This window comes from Blastococcus sp. SYSU D00820 (assembly GCF_054050695.1).
In genome coordinates this window covers 264,606-284,499 of record NZ_JBJGZW010000001.1, presented here as the reverse complement: position 1 = coordinate 284,499, position 19,894 = coordinate 264,606, and the positions used below count along the sequence as shown (strand labels likewise).

The 19,894-nt window shown below is 75.7% G+C and carries 21 protein-coding genes; 7 read left to right on the top strand and 14 right to left on the bottom strand.

The features are described from left to right. Nucleotides 1-70: 70 nt before the first annotated feature. From ACI79R_RS01300 to ACI79R_RS01290, 3 genes are all read right to left on the bottom strand, one after another. Nucleotides 71-1,384: a GAF domain-containing protein gene (locus ACI79R_RS01300; protein ID WP_456571765.1), complete on the bottom strand. Its 1,314-nt coding sequence runs from the start codon at nucleotides 1,382-1,384 to the stop codon at nucleotides 71-73. Nucleotides 1,385-1,472: 88 nt separating this feature from the next. Continuing rightward, nucleotides 1,473-2,921 (bottom strand): mycofactocin biosynthesis glycosyltransferase MftF, encoded by a 1,449-nt coding sequence (gene mftF, locus ACI79R_RS01295; protein WP_456571764.1) that lies wholly within the window; start codon nucleotides 2,919-2,921, stop codon nucleotides 1,473-1,475. Beyond that, nucleotides 2,918-3,457 (bottom strand): cysteine hydrolase family protein, encoded by a 540-nt coding sequence (locus tag ACI79R_RS01290; protein WP_456571763.1) that lies wholly within the window; start codon nucleotides 3,455-3,457, stop codon nucleotides 2,918-2,920. The genes mftF and ACI79R_RS01290 overlap by 4 nt, the downstream gene beginning before the upstream one ends. A gap of 97 nt (nucleotides 3,458-3,554) precedes the next feature. Here ACI79R_RS01290 and ACI79R_RS01285 point away from each other — a divergent pair, with 97 nt between their 5' ends. After that, nucleotides 3,555-4,559 (top strand): iron-siderophore ABC transporter substrate-binding protein, encoded by a 1,005-nt coding sequence (locus tag ACI79R_RS01285; protein WP_456571762.1) that lies wholly within the window; start codon nucleotides 3,555-3,557, stop codon nucleotides 4,557-4,559. Nucleotides 4,560-4,673: 114 nt separating this feature from the next. Here ACI79R_RS01285 and mftE read toward each other — a convergent pair whose 3' ends face one another. Genes mftE through ACI79R_RS01270 form a run of 3 tightly spaced genes read right to left on the bottom strand, consistent with a single transcriptional unit; the run spans nucleotide 4,674 to nucleotide 7,301 of the window. Further along, nucleotides 4,674-5,369: a mycofactocin biosynthesis peptidyl-dipeptidase MftE gene (mftE, locus tag ACI79R_RS01280; RefSeq protein WP_456571761.1), complete on the bottom strand. Its 696-nt coding sequence runs from the start codon at nucleotides 5,367-5,369 to the stop codon at nucleotides 4,674-4,676. A 58-nt stretch (nucleotides 5,370-5,427) separates the two neighbouring features. Then, nucleotides 5,428-6,294 carry an ABC transporter permease gene (locus ACI79R_RS01275; RefSeq protein ID WP_456571760.1) on the bottom strand — a complete coding sequence of 289 codons (867 nt, stop codon included), beginning with the start codon at nucleotides 6,292-6,294 and terminating at the stop codon, nucleotides 5,428-5,430. A gap of 2 nt (nucleotides 6,295-6,296) precedes the next feature. Next, entirely contained in the window at nucleotides 6,297-7,301 is a 1,005-nt protein-coding gene (locus ACI79R_RS01270) for an ATP-binding cassette domain-containing protein (RefSeq protein ID WP_456571759.1), read from the bottom strand. 29 nt (nucleotides 7,302-7,330) lie between these two features. Here ACI79R_RS01270 and ACI79R_RS01265 point away from each other — a divergent pair, with 29 nt between their 5' ends. Next, nucleotides 7,331-8,008: a TetR/AcrR family transcriptional regulator C-terminal domain-containing protein gene (locus ACI79R_RS01265; protein WP_456571758.1), complete on the top strand. Its 678-nt coding sequence runs from the start codon at nucleotides 7,331-7,333 to the stop codon at nucleotides 8,006-8,008. A gap of 6 nt (nucleotides 8,009-8,014) precedes the next feature. Here ACI79R_RS01265 and ACI79R_RS01260 read toward each other — a convergent pair whose 3' ends face one another. Then, the gene (locus tag ACI79R_RS01260) at nucleotides 8,015-9,292 is read right to left on the bottom strand and encodes a multidrug effflux MFS transporter (RefSeq protein ID WP_456571757.1); all 1,278 of its coding nucleotides are present in this window, start codon (nucleotides 9,290-9,292) and stop codon (nucleotides 8,015-8,017) included. Between the two features lie 80 nt (nucleotides 9,293-9,372). Between ACI79R_RS01260 and ACI79R_RS01255 the strand changes: the two genes are divergently transcribed. Next, a complete protein-coding gene (locus ACI79R_RS01255) occupies nucleotides 9,373-9,855 on the top strand; it encodes a pyridoxamine 5'-phosphate oxidase family protein (RefSeq protein ID WP_456571756.1) in 483 nt (160 codons plus the stop codon). A gap of 24 nt (nucleotides 9,856-9,879) precedes the next feature. On the opposite strand, the gene mftC is transcribed toward ACI79R_RS01255, so the two are convergent. Genes mftC through mftA form a run of 3 tightly spaced genes read right to left on the bottom strand, consistent with a single transcriptional unit; the run spans nucleotide 9,880 to nucleotide 11,587 of the window. Further along, nucleotides 9,880-11,094, bottom strand: coding sequence for a mycofactocin radical SAM maturase (gene mftC, locus ACI79R_RS01250; RefSeq protein WP_456571755.1), 1,215 nt, complete (start codon nucleotides 11,092-11,094; stop codon nucleotides 9,880-9,882). Next, nucleotides 11,091-11,453 (bottom strand): mycofactocin biosynthesis chaperone MftB, encoded by a 363-nt coding sequence (mftB, locus tag ACI79R_RS01245; RefSeq protein ID WP_456571754.1) that lies wholly within the window; start codon nucleotides 11,451-11,453, stop codon nucleotides 11,091-11,093. Before mftB ends, mftC begins: the two co-directional genes overlap by 4 nt. An 8-nt stretch (nucleotides 11,454-11,461) precedes the next feature. Next, nucleotides 11,462-11,587, bottom strand: a complete 126-nt coding sequence (gene mftA / locus ACI79R_RS01240; protein WP_456571753.1) for a mycofactocin precursor MftA — start codon at nucleotides 11,585-11,587, stop codon at nucleotides 11,462-11,464. Between the two features lie 107 nt (nucleotides 11,588-11,694). Between mftA and mftR the strand changes: the two genes are divergently transcribed. After that, nucleotides 11,695-12,294 (top strand): mycofactocin system transcriptional regulator, encoded by a 600-nt coding sequence (mftR, locus tag ACI79R_RS01235; protein WP_456571752.1) that lies wholly within the window; start codon nucleotides 11,695-11,697, stop codon nucleotides 12,292-12,294. A gap of 20 nt (nucleotides 12,295-12,314) precedes the next feature. Here the strand turns inward: mftR and ACI79R_RS01230 are convergent, their stop codons facing one another. Next, entirely contained in the window at nucleotides 12,315-13,748 is a 1,434-nt protein-coding gene (locus ACI79R_RS01230) for a bifunctional 3-(3-hydroxy-phenyl)propionate/3-hydroxycinnamic acid hydroxylase (protein ID WP_456571751.1), read from the bottom strand. A 120-nt stretch (nucleotides 13,749-13,868) separates the two neighbouring features. Between ACI79R_RS01230 and ACI79R_RS01225 the strand changes: the two genes are divergently transcribed. Then, on the top strand, nucleotides 13,869-14,996 hold the full coding sequence (locus tag ACI79R_RS01225; RefSeq protein WP_456571750.1) for an NDMA-dependent alcohol dehydrogenase: 1,128 nt from the start codon (nucleotides 13,869-13,871) through the stop codon (nucleotides 14,994-14,996). A gap of 66 nt (nucleotides 14,997-15,062) precedes the next feature. Further along, nucleotides 15,063-15,431 carry a response regulator transcription factor gene (locus ACI79R_RS01220; RefSeq protein WP_456571749.1) on the top strand — a complete coding sequence of 123 codons (369 nt, stop codon included), beginning with the start codon at nucleotides 15,063-15,065 and terminating at the stop codon, nucleotides 15,429-15,431. On the opposite strand, the gene ACI79R_RS01215 is transcribed toward ACI79R_RS01220, so the two are convergent. Next, complete coding sequence (locus ACI79R_RS01215) at nucleotides 15,428-17,305, bottom strand: AAA family ATPase (protein WP_456571748.1); 1,878 nt, start codon at nucleotides 17,303-17,305, stop codon at nucleotides 15,428-15,430. The genes ACI79R_RS01220 and ACI79R_RS01215 overlap by 4 nt on opposite strands. A gap of 25 nt (nucleotides 17,306-17,330) precedes the next feature. Next, entirely contained in the window at nucleotides 17,331-18,470 is a 1,140-nt protein-coding gene (locus ACI79R_RS01210) for an NDMA-dependent alcohol dehydrogenase (protein WP_456571747.1), read from the bottom strand. A gap of 177 nt (nucleotides 18,471-18,647) precedes the next feature. Between ACI79R_RS01210 and ACI79R_RS01205 the strand changes: the two genes are divergently transcribed. Further along, nucleotides 18,648-19,256 carry a hypothetical protein gene (locus ACI79R_RS01205; protein WP_456571746.1) on the top strand — a complete coding sequence of 203 codons (609 nt, stop codon included), beginning with the start codon at nucleotides 18,648-18,650 and terminating at the stop codon, nucleotides 19,254-19,256. 14 nt (nucleotides 19,257-19,270) lie between these two features. Here ACI79R_RS01205 and ACI79R_RS01200 read toward each other — a convergent pair whose 3' ends face one another. Further along, complete coding sequence (locus ACI79R_RS01200) at nucleotides 19,271-19,876, bottom strand: MOSC domain-containing protein (RefSeq protein ID WP_456571745.1); 606 nt, start codon at nucleotides 19,874-19,876, stop codon at nucleotides 19,271-19,273. Nucleotides 19,877-19,894 lie beyond the last annotated feature (18 nt).

Below are 19,894 nucleotides of genomic sequence, written 5' to 3'. Positions count from 1 at the left end.
GCTCACATGGGAGGGGCAAGTCCGCCCGGTCGTGCGGGTATTCCCGACGCGCCGGCTCGGGCGACGGCGGTCAGTGCACGCGCCGGCCGCGGCGCAGCCGGCCGAGGTGGGCGGCGACCGCGGTGCGCCGCGGCGAGGTGGGGGGCAGCCACTCCAGGCAGGTCTGCCAGACGGCGACGTCGTCCCGGGCCTCGGGCAGCGCGCTGTACCGCAGCAGCAGCTCGGGACGGCGGCTGCCGAGGACCGCCTGCCGCAGCAGCGCGCCCACCCGTTCGCGGGCGACCGCGACGCCGGGGGCGGTCGAGCGGGGCAGCACCGCGCCGGCGTAGCGCTCCAGCGCCTGACCGACGGCGCCGCGGCCCAGCAGCCGGCGCACCTGGTCCAGATCGGTGTCCAGCCGGCCGAGCAGCCGGTAGGGCCGGGAGCCGACCAGGTCGGCGCCGACCAGCCGGCGCAGCCGGGAGAGCTCGGCGCGCACGGTGACCGGTGCGGCGTCGCGGGCGTGGCACTCGGCCGCCAGCTGCTCGGCGGTGCGGCCCTCCCCCGTCACCGCGGCTTCGGCGAGCAGCAGGAGCAGCTCGGAGTGGCGCAGCGACAGCTCCAGCGGCGCGACGCCGGGTCGCACCAGCCGGGCCCGCTCGCGGCCGAGGACGTCCAGCCGGGGAGCCGGGGGCACCGGCGCGGCGGCCGGCGGGCGGCTGCCGGCCCGCTCCAGCCGCTCCCGGTGCAGCCAGCGCAGCTCCGACTCGACGGCCGCGACGGTCGCGCGGACCAGGGTGAGCACGTGGGGGCTGGCCACCGCGTCGCCGCCGGTGACGTCGATCGCGCCGAGCAGCACCCCGGTGACCGGGTCGTGCACCGGCGCGGCCGAGCAGCTCCACGGCTGCACCGAGCGGCGGTAGTGCTCGCTGCCGTAGATCTGCACCGCGTGGTCGACCGCGAGCGCCGTCCCCGGGGCGTTGGTGCCGGCCACCTCCTCCGCCCAGCGGGCGCCCTCGACGAAGTTCATGCCGGCGGCCCGGCTGCGCAGCCGGGAGTCGCCCTCCACCCACAGCATCCGGCCGTCGGCGTCGGTGACCGCGACGATCATCCGGTCGTCCTCGGCGTCCTCCACGAGCAGCCGGCGGATGACCGGCAGCACCGGGGCGAGCGGGTGCGCCGCCCGGTAGGCGGCGAGGTCGTCGTCGAGCAGGTCCACCGGCGGGGCCTGGCCGTCGGGGTCGACCCCGCTGCCGAGGCTGCGCCGCCAGGAGTCCCAGACCACCGGGCGGACCGGCTCGCGCGGCGGGCCGCCGGCGGTGACCAGCGCCTCGTGGGCAGCCCGCAGCCGCCGCGCGAGAGCGGGGCTCGGCCGACCGTCCGGCAGCGCCAGCCACGGGTTCATCGGCGGTCGGCCGCGGTCCGGGGGCAGTGGCTCATGTCACGCCCATCGTCGCTGGTCGCGCGCGATTCCACCAGGCCGGGCCGTGCGGTCAGATCCGCGGTGGCCGCGCGGGCAGCAGCGCGCGGGGGCTGCGGGCCCGGGCGGCACCGGTCCACAGCCCCGCGCCGTAGGCGAGGTCCTCGAGCAGCCGGGCGGCCAGGAAGCGGCCGGGGCCGATCCGGTCGCGGTGCGGCCACCAGCCGGCCAGCCCGTCGGCGACCGCGGCGGCGGCCAGCAGCCGTCGGGCCCGGCGGGAGCGCAGCGCGGCGGCCCCGGCGACGGGCCAGTGGTGCCGGGTGGCGGCCCGGGCCAGGGTGCGTCCGGCCACCAGGCTGCCGCGGGCGACCAGACCCGCGGCCAGCGCGTACGGCCGCGGCTCCCCCGGCGCGGCCAGCCGGCCGGCCAGCCGGCGGGCCGCCTCGGCGAGCACGCCGGCGGACACCACGCGGCCCGGCCACCCGCCGGTCAGCGCGAGCCCCCAGGCGGCCGCCGACCACGGCGAGACCACCAGCGGGGCCACGGCGGCGCCGTGCCGGGCGGCCAGCGGCGCGGCCCCGGTGCCGTAGAACGCGCGGCGGCGCAGCCAGTCGCGCACGCCGGTGCGGTGGTCGTGGGCCACCTGGGCGGCCGGCTCGTAGCGCACCCGCCAGCCGGCGGCGCACAGCCGCCACACCAGGTCGACGTCCTCGGCCACCGGCAGGCGCTCGTCGAAGCCGTCACCGAGGGCGTCGCGGCGGGCCAGCAGGGCCGCGCTGGGCACGTAGGACAGCGCCGTCCCCGGGCGGACGGCGCGCGGCCGGGCGCCCATGTCGAGCGCACTGGCCAGCGCCTCGTAGTCGGCCGGCCAGCCGGAGCCGGGGCCGAGCGCGACGATCCGGGGGGCGACCAGCGCCAGCCGGGGATCGGCCAGGTGCCGCAGCAGCGGCGCGAGCCACCCCGGCCGGGGCACGCAGTCGGAGTCGAGGAAGGCGACGACCGGCGTCCGGGCCGCCCGCAGGCCGCGGTTGCGCGCCGCGGCCGGACCGCCGGACCGCTCGGCGCGCAGCACCTCGGCGCCGTGCGCCGCGGCGGCCGCCGCGACCCCCGCGGCGTCGGCCGACCCGTCGTCGGCGACCAGCACCGGCACGGTGGCGGTCGCCGGATCGGCGCGCACGGCCGCCAGCAGGCGGACCAGCCCCGCGGTGCGGTCCCGCACGGGGACGACGACGGTCACCGCCGGGCCGCCGTCCGCGACGTCCGGGAGCTCGGGATTTGCCAGCCCGGTGTCCAGCAGCCGGGCGGCCAGCGTGGCGGTGGCCCGGTCGGCGACGACCAGCCGGTCACCGTGCAGCAGGTCGCGGGCGCGCGGGCGCAGCCGCAGCTGGCGCATCGGAGAGCCGCCGAGCAGCACGGTGCCGCCGTTCCGCCGCCGGGTGCCCGGCGCCAGCCGGACCGCGTAGCCGGCAGGCAGGGGCAGGTCCGGCGGAGCGCCGACGGCGGGGCCGGGCGGGGGCGTCACGCCCGTCCCAGCACCTCGGCGGTCGACACGACCTCCACCAGCGGCGCGTAGCAGCCGAGGATCCGCAGGGTGTCCTCGTGCGCCTCGTCGTCGGCCCCGGCGCAGGCGTCGGACACCACGCGCACCCGCATGCCGGCATCGGCGGCGGGCACGACGGTGGAGAGCACGCAGCAGTCGGTGGCGACGCCGGCGACGGTCAGCGGCCCCTCCCCCACGAGGTCGACGACCTCGGGCACCCACTTGCCGAAGGTGGGCGCGTCGACGACCGGCGCGCCGCCCGGGTCCTCGACCAGCTGCCACAGCGGGGCGTCGGGGGGCTGCAGGGCGAAGTCGTACTTCTCGTAGTAGTCGACCCAGGCGCCGGTGGGCTTCTCGGGGGCCACGAACCGGGTGAAGACGACGCGCGGGCCGAAGGCCTCGACCAGCTCCCGGACCCGTGGGCGGATCTCGTCGAAGCGGGGCGCGGTCCACGGGGAGCCGGTGTCCCGGAAGACCTCCTGCAGGTCGACGACCACCAGCCAGCCCTCCGGACGCACCCGGGCAGCCTAACGAGCCGGTCACGATCGCCCCCCGGCCAGGGACGGCATTTCCCTCGAGTGGTTAGGTCAGGCTAACCAAGCCCGAGGAGAGTCCATGTCGTCCCGACCCCTGCTGCGCGGCGCGGCCGCCCTGCTGGTCGCCACCCTGTCCCTGGCCGGTTGCGGCTCCGACTCCGACCCGGGGTCGGGCTCCGGTGGCGATGGGGGCGGTGGCGGCTCGTCCTCCGGCGCCTTCCCCGTGACCGTCGAGACCGCCTTCGGCGACGTCACGGTCGAGGAGGAGCCGGCACGGGTGGTCGCGCTGGGCTGGTCCGACGCGGAGACGGCGCTGGCGCTCGGCGTGCAGCCGGTCGGCGCCAGCGACTGGCTGGGCTTCGGCGGTGACGGCGTCGGCCCGTGGGCCGAGGGGCTGTACGACGAGTCGCCCGAGATCATCGAGACCCTCGAGCCGAGCCTGGAGCAGATCGCGGCGCTCGAGCCCGACCTGATCCTCGACACCCGCTCCGACGGCACCCAGGAGCGCTGGGAGTCGCTGAACGCCATCGCGCCGACCATCGGCCAGCCCGAGGGCGTCGACGCCTACCAGACCACCTGGCAGCAGCAGCTCGAGCTGGTCGGCCAGGCGCTGGGCAAGGCCGACGAGGCCGCCCAGCTGCAGGAGGACGTCGAGCAGCAGATCGCCGACGCCGCGGCCGCGCACCCCGAGTTCGCCGGCACCGAGGTCGTCGTCGCCGCCTACAGCTCCGAGGGCTTCGGCGCCTACGTGCGCGGGGACGGCCGGGTCGACCTGCTCGAGGCCCTCGGCTTCGAGAACAAGCAGGCCATCGAGGACCTCCGCACCGACAGCTTCTTCGTGCCGGTGAGCGACGAGGAGGTGTCGCTGCTCGACTCCGAGCTGCTCGTCACCTTCCCGATCTTCGTGGACCCGGGGCTGATCACCAGCAACCCGCTGTGGCCCACGCTGACCGCGGTCCAGCAGGGGCGGGCGATCGTCCTCGACGACGAGACCGTGGTCAACGCGTTCTCGAGCTCGTCGGTGCTGGGCATCGGCTACGCCCTGGACCAGACGGTGCCACTGTTCGCCGAGGCGCTCGGCTAGATCGCGGTCCTGCAGGACCGCACCGCGGCCACGTGCCGTCCCCCGGTGGGCGGAGCCCCCCTGAGCCACTCCTCGGGGAGGGCTCCGCCCCCCGCCTCGTCGGGCTCCGACTGCTCACCCCAGCAGCCGGCCGGCCGGGTCCACCCGCCAGGTGCCGACCGCGGCCACCAGCCGCGTCACCATCCCGGCCAGCAGCTGCGCGCCTTCCTCGGCGCTGGCCCCGGCCGGGTCGCCGAGCACGCCGGTCGGGCTCACCCCGTGCACGCCGTCGGCGCGCAGCCGCGGCAGCAGCTCCTGGATCGGGGCGGTCTCGCCCGCCACGGCGCGTGACCCCAGCACCCCCTGCGGTTCCACGTGCAACATCAGCGACGTCTCCGTGCGGCCGGCGTGCGCGTCGCCGCCGGGCACCCCGCAGGGGAACCACGCGACGTCCCGGCCCTCGCTGCGCAGCAGCGTCCCGGCGGTGCGCAGGGCGTCGGCGTTGCCGCCGTGCCCGTTGACCAGCAGCACCCGCCCGGCCCAGCGGCTGGCCGACCGGCCGTACTCGACCAGCAGGCCGGTCAGCGCCTCGGTGCCCAGCGAGATCGTGCCCGGGAAGCCCTCGTGCTCGCCGCTGGCCCCGTACGCGAGTGCGGGCGCCAGCAGCGCGCCGTCCAGACCGTCGGCCGCCGCCTCGGCCACCGCGCACGCGACGCTGGTGTCGGTGGTCAGCGGCAGGTGGTGGCCGTGCTGCTCCACCGAGCCGAGCGGCACCACCAGCAGTGGCGACCCGGGGACGTCCGGCCAGACGACGGCGGACAGGGAGGGCACCGCCGCAGCCTAGGTCGCCACCCCCTGCCCGCCGCGCCGGGCTCCTCGGCGGTGCGGGCTACTCGGCGCTGCGGAACAGCCGGGCCGCCAGCGCGACCAGCCCCAGCGTCAGGACGGCGACGGTGAGCAGCTGGACGCCGACCGGCACCTCCCAGCCGAACCAGCTGAGCACCGGCAGCAGCCGCTCGCGCTCGGCCGCCGTGAGCGACAGCCGGTCGAGGGTGAGCTGCCGCATCGGCTGGACGACGTAGGTCAGCGGGTTCAGCCGGGTGAGCACCGCCAGCCAGTCGGGCAGCCCCGAGACGGGGAACAGCGACCCCGACAGGAACATCATCGGCATGATCAGCAGCTGGCTGACCGGCATCGCGGCCTGGATGGTCCTGATGCGGGTCGACAGCAGCACGCCCAGCGCGGTGAGCAGCAGCGAGCCGAGGAACAGGCAGCCGACCAGCTGGAGGATCAGCAGCGGGTCGTAGGGGATGCCCACGGCGCCGAGCAGCGCGAGCAGCACCAGGCTCTGCCCCGTGGCGACGACCGCGCCGCCCAGGCACTTGCCCCAGATGATCGACGCCCGCGAGATCGGCGCCACCATCATCTCGCGGAGGAATCCGAACTCCCGGTCCCAGACCAGCGAGATGCCGGCGAAGGCCGCGGTGAACAGCACCGACGTCGCGAGGATGCCGGGATAGAGGAACGTCGTGAAGTCGGTGCCGCCGCCGGTGTCGACGATCGTGCCCAGGCCCGTGCCCATCACGAAGATGAACAGCAGGGGCTGCAGCAGCATGGTGAGCACGCGCGCGCGGTCCTGGCGGAAGCGGAGCAGCTCCCGGCGCATGACCACCCAGGTGGCGCGGGCCTGGTGGGCGAGGTCGCTGCGCACCTCGGGCAGCGCGTCGACCGGGGTCGGTGCGGTGTCGGTGGTCATGCTCATCGCCTCCCGGCGAACGGGGGCATCCGCATCGCCTGCGGGCCCTCGGAGTCACGGATGGTCCGGCCGGTGTAGGTGAGGAAGACGTCGTCCAGGCTCGGCCGGGTGACGGTGACGGACCGGATGCCGACACCGAGCTCGCTGAACAGCCGCGGCACCACCTGGGCGCCGTCGGCGACGGCGAGGGTCACCTGCCCCTCGTGGATGCCGGCCTCGATGCCCAGCCGCTCGCGGACGCGGGCGATGGCCAGCTCGTCGTCGTCGGTGCGCAGGGCGATCCGGTCGGTGCCGATGCTGGACTTCAGCGCCTCCGGGGTGTCCTCGGCGACGATCTCGCCGTGGTCCATGATCGCGATGCGGTCGCAGTGCTCGGCCTCGTCCATGTAGTGCGTGGTGACGAAGACGGTGATCTCCGTGGTGCGCCGCAGGTCGTGCAGGTAGTCCCAGATCGCCGCGCGGGTCTGCGGGTCCAGGCCGATCGTCGGCTCGTCGAGGAAGAGCACCTGCGGGGCGTGCACGAGGCCCCGGGCGATCTCCAGCCGGCGCTTCATGCCGCCGGAGAAGCGCATCACGACGTCGGAGCGCCGGTCGGCGAGGGCGACCATCTCCAGCACCTCGGCGATCCGCCGGTCGGCCTCGGCACGGGGCAGGCCGTAGAGGTCGGCGTGGAAGCGCAGGTTCTGCTCGGCGGTGAGCTGCAGGTCCAGCGTCTGCTGCTGGAAGACCAGGCCGATGCGGCGGCGCACCCGGTCGCGCTCGCGGACGACGTCGAAACCGGCCACCCGGGCGGTGCCCGAGGTGGGGTTGCGGATGGTGCACAGCATCTCGATGGTCGTCGACTTGCCCGCGCCATTGGGCCCGAGGAAACCGAACGTCTGACCGGCCTCCACCCGCAGGTCGATGCCCTTGACCGCCTCGACGACCGAGTCGCCCGAGGTGTAGCGCTTGCGCAGCCCGGCGACCTCGATCGCGGGCCCTCTAACGGTGTTAGACACGGCGGCCACCGTCCTCTAACACCGTTAGGCTGTCAAGCGTGAAACCGGAGTCCCCGCCGCGCGCCGCCGTCACCCGCGCGGCGATCGTGGCGGCCGCGCTGGAGCTGCTCGCCGAGCACGGCCTCGAGGGCGTCTCCTTCCGCCGGATCGCCGCCCGGCTGGGCGTCTCCGGGCCGACCCTGTACTGGCACGTGGACAGCAAGCGCCAGCTCATGGACCTCATGGCCGAGGAGCTGGTCCGCCGCGCGGGCCGCTCCTACACCGTCCCCGAGCCCGGCCAGCCCTGGTGGGAGTGGCTGCGCGAGGACGCCCGCCGGCTGTTCGAGGCGCTGATCGCCGTCCGCGACGCCCCGCGGGTGCTGGCCGGCAACCGGCCCAGCCAGGAGTCGTTCACCGGCATCGAGCGGGTGCTCGGCGTGCTGGTCGGCGCCGGCCTCACCCCCGGTGACGCGCAACAGGCGCTGTTCGCGCTGGGCGCCTACGTGATCGGCAGCGCCACCGAGTGGCAGGCGGAGGCCGAGCGGCAGCGCGAGCAGCCCCTGCCCGCCGCCGGCGACGAGGACCTCAACGCCCTCCGCGCCCGCGCGCTGGCCGACGAGCCGGTGCTGCTGGCCGCGATCGCCGAGCTGCTCGACCGGCCGCACGACGCCGCCTTCGAGTTCGGCCTCGACCTGCTGATCACCGGCCTGAAGTGGCGGTTCGCCCCGCTGGACTGAGCCGGGTCAGTGGGCGACGGCCACGGCGGCGTCGGCGTCGGCGTCGGCGTCGGGCTCGGGCAGCCGCCACGGCTGGACGACGACGAGCAGCACGCCCAGCGCCAGGCCCAGCGCTCCGACGACGACGGCGCCCATCGCCACGGCGTCGTTGCCGAGCAGCCCGACCAGCGGCGCCACCGCGGCGCCCACGCCGAACTGCACCGCGCCGAGCAGCGCCGCCGCGGTGCCCGCGGACTCGCCGTGCCGGGACAGCGCCAGCGCCGGCGCGTTGGGCAGCGCAAGGCCCGAGGCGAACAGGACCAGCCACAGCGGAGCGGCGACGCCCGGCAGCCCGCCGGTGCCCGTGGCGCTCAGCACCACGAGCACGACGCCGGCGACCGCGCCGGCCACCGTGCCGCCGACCAGCACCTGCGCCGAGGACCACCGGCGCAGCAGCACCGGGTTGAGCTGGGTGGCGGCGATCAGCCAGAAGGCGCCGGCGCCGAAGAGCAGCCCGAACTGCTGCTGGTCCAGGCCGAACTCGTCCTGGAAGACGAAGGAGGAGCCCGAGACGTAGCTGAACAGCCCGGCCATCGTCAGCCCGGCCACGACCACGAGGCCGACGTAGATGCGGTCCCGGAACAGCCGCCGGTAGTCGCGCAGCGTGCCGGCGACGCCGCTGCTGCGCCGGCGCTCGGCGGGCAGCGTCTCCCGGACGGCGAACCAGCCGACGGCCACCAGCAGCAGGCCGTAGATCGCCAGCAGCACGAAGACCCCGCGCCAGCTGGTGAACCGCAGCACCTCCCCGCCGATCGTGGGCGCCAGCACCGGCGCTGCCCCGATGACGAGGAACAGGCGGGAGAGCATGGTGGCTGCGGCCCGGCCGTCGAACAGGTCGCGGACCACGGCCAGGGCGATCACCGCGCCGGCCGCCGTGCCGACGCCCTGCAGCACGCGCAGCGCCGACAGGGTGACGACGTCGGGCGCGACGAGGACCAGCAGCGAGGCGAGCACGTGCAGCGCCGTGCCGGCCAGCAGCGGACCGCGGCGGCCCAGGGCGTCGGAGAGCGGCCCGAGCACCAGCTGGCCGAGCGCCAGCCCGACCAGGGTGCCGGTCAGGGTCAGCTGCACCGCCGACGACGTCGTCTCCAGGTCGGTGGCGACGCTCGGCAGCGCGGGCAGGTACATGTCCACGGTCAGCGGGCCGAGCGCCACGAAGGCCCCCAGCGTGAGGGCGGTGCGCGCGGTGCCGGATCGGGGCTGCGCCTGGTCGGCGGCAGCGGGCCGCTCCTGCGTCGTGGTCACGAGAGGGGCCAAGTCGCGGGCACCGGCCGGCATTCCGGGACCGGCGTGTTCCCCCGGCCGGACCTGGGCAGGGACGCTCCATGACCACCGACGCCACACGCAAGGTCGCCGAGCTCATCAAGGGCGAGCGGTTCGGCTTCCTCACCACCATCACGCCCGAGGGCAAGCTGACCAGCCGGCCCATGACGCTGCAGGAGGTCGAGTTCGACGGCGACCTCTGGTTCTACGCCGAGCGCGGCTCGAACCCCGTCGCGCACATCGCCACCTCGCCGCAGGTGAACGTCGGCATCGGGTCCGGCGGCACGTGGGTGTCGCTGACCGGGCGGGCGATCGTCGTCGACGACGTCGCGAAGAAGAAGGAGCTGTGGAACAGCGGCGTCGAGGCGTGGTTCCCCAACGGCCCGGAGGACCCGGACGTCGTCCTCATCAAGGTCGACGGCGACTCCGCCGAGTACTGGGACAGCCCCGGCGGCCGGCTGGCCACCGTCTTCAGCTTCGTCAAGGCCAAGGCCACCGGCGAGCGGATCGACGCCGGTGACAACCAGAAGGTCGACCTGGACTGAGCACCGGGCGGGCCCGGCCGGGCATCAGCCCCGGCCGAGCCCGGCCAGCGGGGACTCGTCGCAGATCTTGCTGGGGATGCTCGGGATGCCGAGCAGCGTCGGCTGGCCGCGCACCGGGCCGCTGTGCGAGTGGTCGAGGTGGCTCTTCGGCTTCACCGTCGTCTCGTCGCGGGCGGCCAGCAGCCCCTCGGCGTGGCCCTGCACGCACTCGGGGTCGGGGCCGTCCAGCGGCAGGCCGGTGAAGAACTTCGCCGCCATGCAGCCGCCGCGGCAGGCGTCGTAGTGCGCGCACCGCGAGCAGGCGCCGCCGGTCTGCGGGCTGCGCAGCTCGGCGAACAGGTCGGAGGACTGCCAGACCCGCTGGAAGCCGCCCTCGTCCCGCACGTTGCCGGCGAGGAACTGCTCGTGGATGGCGAAGGGGCAGGCGTAGACGTCTCCGACCGGGTCGATCAGGCAGACCACGCGACCGGCGCCGCAGAGGTTGAGCCCCGGCAGCGCCTGCCCGTAGGCCGACAGGTGGAAGAACGAGTCGCCGGTCAGCACCTGCTCGCCGTTGGCCAGCAGCCAGGAGTACAGCTCGCGCTGCTGGGCCTGGGTCGGGTGCAGCTGGTCCCAGACGTCGGCGCCGCGGCCGGACGGGCGCAGCCGGGTGATCCGCAGCTGGGCGCCGTAGCGGTCGGTCAGCGCCTTGAACGCGTCGAGCTGGCCGACGTTCTCCCGCGTGACGACGACGGAGACCTTGAAGTCCTTCATCCCCGCCTCGGTGAGGTTCTCCAGCGCGCGGGTCGCGGTGGCGAACGAACCGGTGCCACGCACGCGGTCGTTGACCTCCGCCGTCGCGCCGTCCAGGGAGATCTGGACGTCGACGTAGTCGGTGGCCGCCAGCTGCGCGGCACGCGCCCGGTCCAGCTTCACGCCGTTGGTGGAGAACTTGACGCCGACGTCGTGGCCGATGGCGTAGTCCAGCAGGTGCCAGAAGTCCGGCCGGACGGTGGGCTCGCCGCCGCCGACGTTGACGTAGAAGACCTGCATCCGCTGCAGCTCGTCGATGACCCGCTCGGCCTCGGCGGTGCTCAGCTCGCGGGGGTCGCGCCGTCCGGAGGAGGACAGGCAGTGCACGCAGGCGAGGTTGCAGGCGTAGGTGAGCTCCCACGTCAGGCAGATGGGGGCGTCCAGGCCGTACTCGAACTGGTCGACCAGCCGGCCGCCGGTCGGGCGCTGCGGGAGCACTGCGGTCATCGGGAAGCCTCCGGGACGGCCTCGTCGCAGGGGCCCACCGCGAGCTCGCGAGCGGTGGGGGGCGACGAGGTCCTTCTCTCGATCATCTGGGAACGGGCGAGATCGGCCAGCGCCTTGACGTAGGCGGGCCGCTGGGCCTCGGGGACGCCGCACGCGACGAGCGTGGCGTCGGCGCTCGGGTGGTCGGCCAGCGTCTCCACGACGCTGACCAGCGTCTTCGACTTGAGGAACGACAGCTTGCGGTTGCCGAAGTGGTAGACCAGCGCGCCGAAGGGCTCCGGGCGCAGCGCCACCGACCGGGCGCGCCGCCACGGCAGCTCCGGGTCGAAGCCCTCGGCCGCCGCGGCCGCGTCGCTCACCGGGCTGCTCAGTAGACGCCGCACATGCCGTCGATGGAGACCTCCTCGACGAGCTGCTCCTCGACCAGGGCCTCCTCGGCGGCAGGGGCGGCGGTCGCCTCGGCGTCGGTGGTTGCGGTCGTCGTCTCGGGCATGAGGGGCCTCCGTCGGTCGGCGTGCGGGATGCCGGGGACGTTAGAGACACCGAGTGCCATGGGCAACACCTGCCTCCGGTGGCCGGGCGGAGGAGCAAGATGGCGCGGTGACGGTGGCGGCGGTGGACGTGCGGGGTGCCGCGGTGCGGGCCCGCATCGAGCAGGTGGCCCTGGACCTGTTCGGGCGCGAGGGCTTCGAGCGGGTCACCAGCGACGCGATCGCCGACGCCGCGGGCATCAGCCGGCGCACCTTCTTCCGGTACTTCGCCACCAAGGCCGACGCCGTCTGGGGCGACTTCGGCGCCCACGTCGACCGGCTGGCCCGGCTGCTCGAGGCCACCGATCCCCGCCAGCCGGTGCTCGCGTCGGTCTGCGCGGCCTACCTCGAGGTCAACGACTACGCCGCGGCCGACCTGCCGATGCTGCGGCAGCGGATGCGGCTGATCCTCGCCGAGCCGGCGCTGCTGGCCCACTCGCAGCTGCGCTACGCCGACGTCGACCGGGTGGTCGCCGAGCACGTGGCCCGCCGCACCGGCGCCGCGCCGTCGGCGCTGCTCCCCCGGCTGGTCGCCACGAGCACCCGCGCGGCGGCCACCACGGCGTTCGAGGTGTGGCTGGCCGCGGAGGGAACGCCGCTGGGCACCGCGCTGCGGGCGGCGTTCGACGAGCTGGCGGCCGGTTTCCCGGGGCTGCTGACCACGCGCTGAGCGCCGGCGACCCGCGTCGTTCAGCGGGCCGCGCGCACGATCCGGTCCGGCCGGACGGCCACCGACCGCGCCCCGGCGCGCCGCAACGCCCCGGTCAGCACGCCGTCCGGGTCGCCGACCTCGGTCCGGCGCCCGCCGGCGGTCACCGCGAGCCGGTCGCCGGCCAGCAGCGCCACCTCCGCCGGGCCGGGGCCGAGGACGTCGTCCAGCCGGCACCGGCGGCCGTCCGGGAGCGTGACGACCGGCTGCGGCAGCAGCGAGCCGGCCAGCCGCCGGCCGGGCCGGCCGCGCCGGTCCACCAGCGGCCCGCGGCGCAGCGGCGGGGTGCGGCTGTCGGTGGCGTACGCGGCGATCGTCGGCACCCGCCCGACGGCCGCCAGCACACCCCGGCGGACGGCGGCGCCGCCGCGCCCGCCCCCGGTCATCAGCCGGCCGACCAGCCCGGCCAGCCGCACCAGCGCCGCGGCGTGCGGCGCCCGCTCGGCCTGGTGGGTGTCGAGCAGCTGCTCCCCCGCCCGCCCGGTCACGACGTCGGCGAGCTTCCACGCCAGCTGGTGCACGTCGCGCAGCCCCAGCCCGAGGCCCTGCCCCACGAACGGCGGGGTCAGGTGCGCGGCGTCGCCGGCCAGCAGCACCCGCCCCGCCCGCCACCGGTCGGCGACCTGGGCCCGGTAGACGTACTCGGCGGTCCGCACCACCTCGGCGCCCCCGGCACCGAAGGGTGCCAGGAGCGCGCGCAGCCGGGCGGGTGCGGTCAGCGCCGCCGCGCTCTCCCCCGGGCCCAGCCGGGCCTCGAACCGGTAGCGGTCACCGGCCACCGGCATGAACGTCGCGGCCCGCTGCGGATCGCAGACCTGGTGCACGCCCGGCCAGACCGGCAGCGGCTCCGGCGCGCGCAGGTCGACCACCAGCCAGCGGTCGGCGCGGCCGAGGTCGCGCATCGAGGCGCCGATCATCCGGCGCACGGTGCTGTTGGCCCCATCGCAGCCGAGCACCGCCGCGGCGGCGATCCGCTCGCCGCCGCGCAGCGTCACGCCCGTACCGGTCAGGTCGACGCCGGTCACCTCGGCGCCGGTGCGCACGGCGATGCCGGACGTGCCGGCCACCGCGTCGCGCAGCAGCTGCTCGAGGTCCGGCTGGTGGAACATCGACGCCTGCGGCCAGCCGTGCACCCCGGCCGCGGGGTCGCGGCCGAACTCGGCGAGCGTGCGGTGCCGCGCGTCGAGCAGCCGCAGCCCGCGCATCGGCCGGCTGACCCGCGCGAAGGCCTCGGCGACCCCGGCGTCCTGCAGCACCCGGACCGCCTCGTCGTCCAGGTGGACCGCCCGCGGGGAGCCGTAGGGCTGCGCGTGCCGCTCCAGGACGACGACCGGCAGCCCCCGCCGGGCCAGCAGCAGCGCCGCCGTCAGCCCCACCGGCCCGGCCCCGACCACGACCACCGGGGCGCCGGACACCGGCCCAGTCTCCCCGACCGCTGCACGACGTTGCATCGCCGGCCGCTGGGCTTGACGCTCGCCGATCCCCGTCCACAGGCTGTGGCCTGGAGCACACCGGTGCGAGGAGAGGACGACTGCGTGAAGACCAAGGGCGCGATCCTGTGGGGCGTCGGCGAGGAGTGGTCGGTCGAGGAGATCGAGCTCGGGGACCCGCGCGAGGGCGAGGTGCAGGTCCAGCTGGCCGCCTCGGGGCTGTGCCACAGCGACGAGCACCTCGTCACCGGCGGCACCCCGGTCGCCTCCTACCCCGTGATCGGCGGGCACGAGGGCTCCGGCGTGGTCACCAAGGTCGGCCCGGGCGTGACCGGGCTGAAGGAGGGCGACCACGTGGTCACCGCCTTCATCCCCGCCTGCGGGCAGTGCCCGCCGTGCTCGAAGGGCATGCAGAACCTCTGCGACCTCGGCGCGACCCTGCTGGCCGGCACCGCGATCTCCGACGGCACCTACCGGGTGCGGGCCCGCGGCAAGGACGTCGTCCCCATGTGCCTGCTCGGCACCTTCGCGCCCTACATCACCGTGCACCAGGCGTCCGTGGTGCGGATCGAGCCCGACATCCCGCTCGAGGTCGCCGCGCTCGTCGGCTGCGGCGTGACCACCGGCTGGGGATCGGCCACCAAGGTCGCCGACGTCCGGCCCGGCGAGAACGTCGTGATCATGGGCGCCGGCGGGGTCGGCATGAACGCCGTCCAGGGCGCGGCGGCCGCGGGCGCCAAGCGGGTGATGGTGATCGAGCCGGTCGCGAAGAAGCGCGAGTGGGCGATGGACCTCGGCGCCACCCACGTCTACGAGTCGGCCGAGGAGGCCGCCGGCCCGATCAACGAGCTCACCTGGGGCCGGATGGCGGACAAGACGATCATCACCGTCGGCGACATCCAGGGTGAGGACATCCAGACGGCCCTGTCCCTGACCGGGAAGGGCGGCCGCGCCGTCGTCACCGGGATGGGCAACGCGGCCAACGTCGACGTCAAGCTCAGCCTGTTCGAGCTGACCCTCCTGCAGAAGGACCTGCAGGGCGCCATCTTCGGCGGGCTGGCGCCGCGCGCGGCGATCCCCGAGCTGCTCTCCCTCTACCAGGAGGGCCAGCTCAAGCTGGACGACCTGGTGACCACCCGGTACTCCCTCGAGGAGGTCAACCAGGGCTACCAGGACATGCGGGACGGCAAGAACATCCGCGGGATGGTCGTCTACACCGACGCCGACCGCTGACCGCCGCCCGTCCTCCCGGCCCGGCCGGGAGGACGGGACCGGTCCGTCCGCGCCGAGGAGGTGCCGGTGACCCGAGCCGTGCCGCGGCCGGAGACCGCCCGCTGGGAGGAGGTTCGGGCCGTCCACGCCGAGCTGCGCCTGCTCGCCGCCTCGCTGGACGACGAGGCGCTGCGCCGGCAGGTGCACGCGGCCTGCCGCCGGCTGGCCGGCGTCGCGGCCGGCGCCCCCTCCCCGCCGGCCGTCCCACTGTCGGCGCGGGAGGTCGACGTGCTGGCGCTCGTCGCGCTCGGCTGCAGCAACCGGACGGCGGCCGCCCGGCTGGCACTGCGCCCGGAGACGGTGAAGAGCTACCTGAGCAGCGCCATGGCGAAGCTGGACGCGCACACCCGGCTGGAGGCGGTCGTCCGCGCGCGGTCGCTGGGGTTGCTCCCCTAACCCAGGAGCCGGGTGAGCGCGGGGCCGAGGTCCCGGATGCCGCGGACCATCTCCGCCGTCCCCGCGCCCCGGGCGGCCAGGCGGCGGGCCGCCGCCTCGGACTCCTCGGTCGGCAGCGGGCACAGCACGTGCAGCCGGTCCAGGCCGCCGAGCGCGGTCTCCGGCGGGTCGCCGGTGGTGTGCAGGCAGTCCGACAGCAGGACGACGACGCGCTCGTCCGCGACCGCCGGCAGCAGCTGGGCGCGGGCGGCCCGCAGCGCCCCCGCGAGATCGGTCATGCCGTGCCCGCGCAGCGTGACGAGGTGGCGCACGAGGTCCTCGGCGGCCCGGCGCTGCCCGTGCCGCTGGACGACGTCCACCTCGCGGCCGAAGGTGAGCACGCTGGTCTGCAGCTTCTCGTCGGCGGTGAGCACCACGCCGGCCGCGGCGACCGCGGCGATGGCCACGCCGAGCCCGCTCATCGAGCCGGAGGTGTCCACCGCGAGGCAGACCGCCCGGCGAGCACCGGTCCAGCCGCGGGTGACCAGGTCGTCGGCCGACAGCGGGGTGGCGGCGTCCCAGCGGTCCAGCGTGCGGTCGAGGTCGAGGTCCCCGTCGGCGCGGCGGTTGGGCTCGATCCGCCGGGTGCCGCGGGCGCGGGTCCGGCCGACCCGCCCCACCTGCACGAACACCCGGGTGGCCAGCCGCTGGGCGGCGGCCCGCAGGTCGCGGTCGGTGGCCAGGGCCAGGTCGGCCAGCAGCGCCGCGGCGGCGTCGGCGTCCGCGGCGACCAGCTGGGCGAAGGCCTCCTCGTCCAGCTCGCCGACCTGCGGGCTGACCTCCTCGAAGGCCTCGTGCCGGGCGCTCATCTCCCGTCGGCTGGTCTGCCGTCGGCCGCCGCCCGAACGGCGGTCTCGGCGCAGGGAGGAACCGGTGTCCGGGCCCGCCGCCTGGTCAGCGGACGGGCCCGGCGCTTTTCCCGCGTCGCCCGGATCGGCCGGTGCGCCGTCGGCGGGCTCCCCGGGCGGTGGGCCCCCGGGCGGCCACACCTCGTCGAGGATCTCGTCGATCACCGCCTCGGGCGTGCGCTCGACGCCCTCGGTGATCCGGATGCGGCCGGAGAGCGCGGCGTGCGCGGCGTCCCGGGCGGCCTCCCGCGCGCCGTCGTCGGCCAGGCCGGTCAGCCCGCGCAGCCGCAGCAGCCCGCCGAGGAGCAGGACCAGGTCGTTGGCGCCGCGCACCGACGAGCCCATGCGCACGTCGCGGTGCGCGCGGGTGGCGCGGACCAGTCGCACCGCGAGCGCGACCAGCGCCGGGGGCGCCCCGGTGACGGCGTCCACGATGGCCCGCTCGGCGGGCTCGTCCTGGTAGCCGAGCACCACCCGGCACATCCGGTCGGCGATCGCCTGGCCCACGCGCGCGGTGCCGATCGCGTCGAACGGGTTCATCGCCGCGATCAGCCGGAAGCCGGCCGCGGCGTGCACCGAGCCCAGCCGCGGCACGGTGATCTCGCCCTCGGTGAGCACGGTGATCAGGACGTTGAGCGTCTCCTCGGGGATCCGGTTGAGCTCCTCGAGGTAGAGCAGCCCCGAGCCGCGCATCGCCGTCAGCAGGGGGCCGTCGGTGAAGCTCTCCGGCACGTACCCGGAGGCCAGCACCGCGGCCGGGTCGTACTGGCCGATCAGCCGGGCCGGCGTGAGCTCGGCATTGCCCTCGACGAAGACGACCTCCTGGCCGACGTCGGCGGCGATCGCGCGCAGCAGCGTGGACTTGCCGGTGCCCGGCGGCCCCTCCAGCACCACGTGCCGGTTGGTCTGCAGCGCGACGGTGAGCACCTCCCGCTCGCGCCGCAGACCGATGACCGGACCGGGCCCGTCCGGCGTCCCCCGGGTCACGCGGCCCCTCTCCCGCAGCGCACGGTCAGGCCGGCGCTCCGTCCAGCGGCGGCGTGTCGAACAGGACGACGCCGCGGATGTTCTTGCCGGCCACCAGGTCCTCGTAGCCCTGGTTGACCTCGTCGAGGGTGTACGTCGTGGTGATCAGCTCGTCGAGCTTGAGGTCACCGGACTGGTAGAGCCCCACCATCTTCGGGATGTCGTGGAAGGGGTCGCCGGAGCCGAACAGGCTGCCCTTCACGGTCTTCTCGAAGAGGGTCAGCAGCGAGCTGTTGAGCTCGATGTTGTTCTTCGTCGGGTCGGCGAGGCCGGTGATGACCGCGGTGCCGCCCTTGCGGATGACGTTCACGGCGGCCGAGACGACCTCGGCGTCCACGACGCCGACGGTGATGATCGCCTTGTCCGCGCCGACGCCGCGGGTCAGCTCCTGGACCAGCTCCTGCGCCTCCTCGGCGGTCTCGCAGCTGTGCGTGGCACCGAGCTGCTCGGCGGCCTCCCGCTTGTTGGGCAGCGGGTCGACGGCGACGACGTTGCGGGCGCCGGCCAGCGCCGCGCCCTGCACGCTGTTGATGCCGATCCCGCCGATGCCGTAGATGACGATCGTGTCGCCGGGCTCGGTGGCCGCGGCGTGCACCGCCGAGCCCCAGCCGGTCGGCACGCCGCAGCCGATGAGCACCACCTTGTCCAGCGGCAGGTCGGGGTCGACCTTGACCGCGGAGTTCTCGCTGATGACGGCGCGCTCGGAGAACGTGCCCAGCATGCACATGCCGCCCAGGTCGTTGCCCTGGTCGTCGTGGAAGCGGTAGGTGCCGTCGGCCAGGCAGCCGTCGAGGATGGTCGCGCCCATGTCGCAGAGGTTCGACTTGCCCGTCGAGCACCAGCGGCAGTGGCCGCACACCGGCAGGAACGAGCAGATGACGTGGTCGCCGGGCTGCAGGCGGGTGACGCCCGGGCCGACCCGCTCGATGACCCCGGCCCCCTCGTGACCGCCGACGATCGGGAAGCGCGGCACGATGTCGCCGTGCCGCAGGTGCTCGTCGGAGTGGCACAGCCCCGCCGCGACGAAGCGGATGAGCACCTCCCCGGCCTTGGGCTCGTCCAGTTCCAGCTCGGTGATCTCGAACGGCCGGCCGGTGTCGCGGAGTACGGCTGCCCTGGTCTTCATCGACGCTCCCGTTCCCCGGCGAGGACGCCGGATCTGCTCTCCGGACCGCCATCGTCGGGGGCGGGGTGTGACCCGGACCACCCCCGGACGGGGGTACGCGGATCGGGGGAGACGGCTGGGACGCAGCCTGCGGTTCGACGACGATGCCCGGGTGCCGCACCGCGCGAGGAGGACGACGTGACCGGTCCGCTCGGCTGGCAGGTGCCCGACCCTCGCGCCGCGACGGCGGTCGTCCCCGCCGTCCGGACGCCCACCGCGGCCTGGTCCCCCATGCCGGCCGTGGCCTCCTCGCCGCCACCTCCGTCCCGACCGCGGCGGGCCTGGGGTGCGACCGTCGGCCGGTGGGCGACGACCGTGCTGGTGGCTGCCGCTGTCGCGGCCGGCACGGTCTGGGCGCTGCCCTCGACGGCGACGTCCACGGGTCTTGCCGACGGGGCCAAGGCCGCCTCGGTGGCTCCGCGCGCCGACACGTCCTGGCAGGACCTCGAGGTGACCGGCGGGTGGGTGGTCACCGGCGACGGCGCCCGGTACCGGGTGGTCGACGGCATCTGCTACCTGCAGGTGCACATCCGCGACCTCGACGGTGCCTGGGGACCCAACGCGGTGGTCGCGATCCTGCCCGAGTCCGCGCGGCCTGCCTGGAACCACGGGTTCATCGCGACGCACGACGGCGTGCCGTTCGGCGAGCTCGGCGTGTTCAACGACGGTCAGGTGCTGATGGTGCGACCCGGCACCGGGAACGCCGGCTACGTGACCCTCTCGGCGTCCTTCCCCGTGGGGGTCTGACCCTCTGCTGCTGCTCAGCCCCGCGGTCGCGGCGCCGGGCGGACCGCGTCGCCCGCGCGGGCCGGGTCCAGCGGCACGGCGCTGCGCAGCACCGCCGGCCCCAGCCGCAGGACGCCGTCGGTCAGCGGCGCGCAGCGGACGCCGCCGCGCCCGCGCATGCCCCGGTGCGCCCCGGGTGCCAGCACGGTGTCCATCCAGGCGCACGGGTTGGCCGGCCGCCCGCCGCGCAGGACGACGACCCCGGAACCGCAGTCGAGCGAGAACTCCCGCCCGCGCAGCGCCTCCACCTCGGCGCCGCGGAGCACGACGTTGCGCCGGGCCAGCAGCGGGTCGAACGGCGGGACGCCCAGCTCCGCGGCCAGGGCGTCGAGCGACTCGGCGGCCAGCACGGTGACCGCGGCGTCCCGGTGCGCCGGGCGGCCGGCGTACCGGTCGCCCACGATGCCGTGCCCGGCGCGCACCTCGATCCGGTCGGCGCGGTCGGCGGCCTGCTCGGCGTGAGGACCCTCGTGCCCCCCACCGCTCGCACGCTCGCGGCGGGCCCCTGCACGAGGGCCATCAGCGCCCGGGCGCCCGTCGTAGCGGTGCACCGGCGAGACGAGCAGCCCGACGACCTCCACGGGAACGGCGAACGGCAG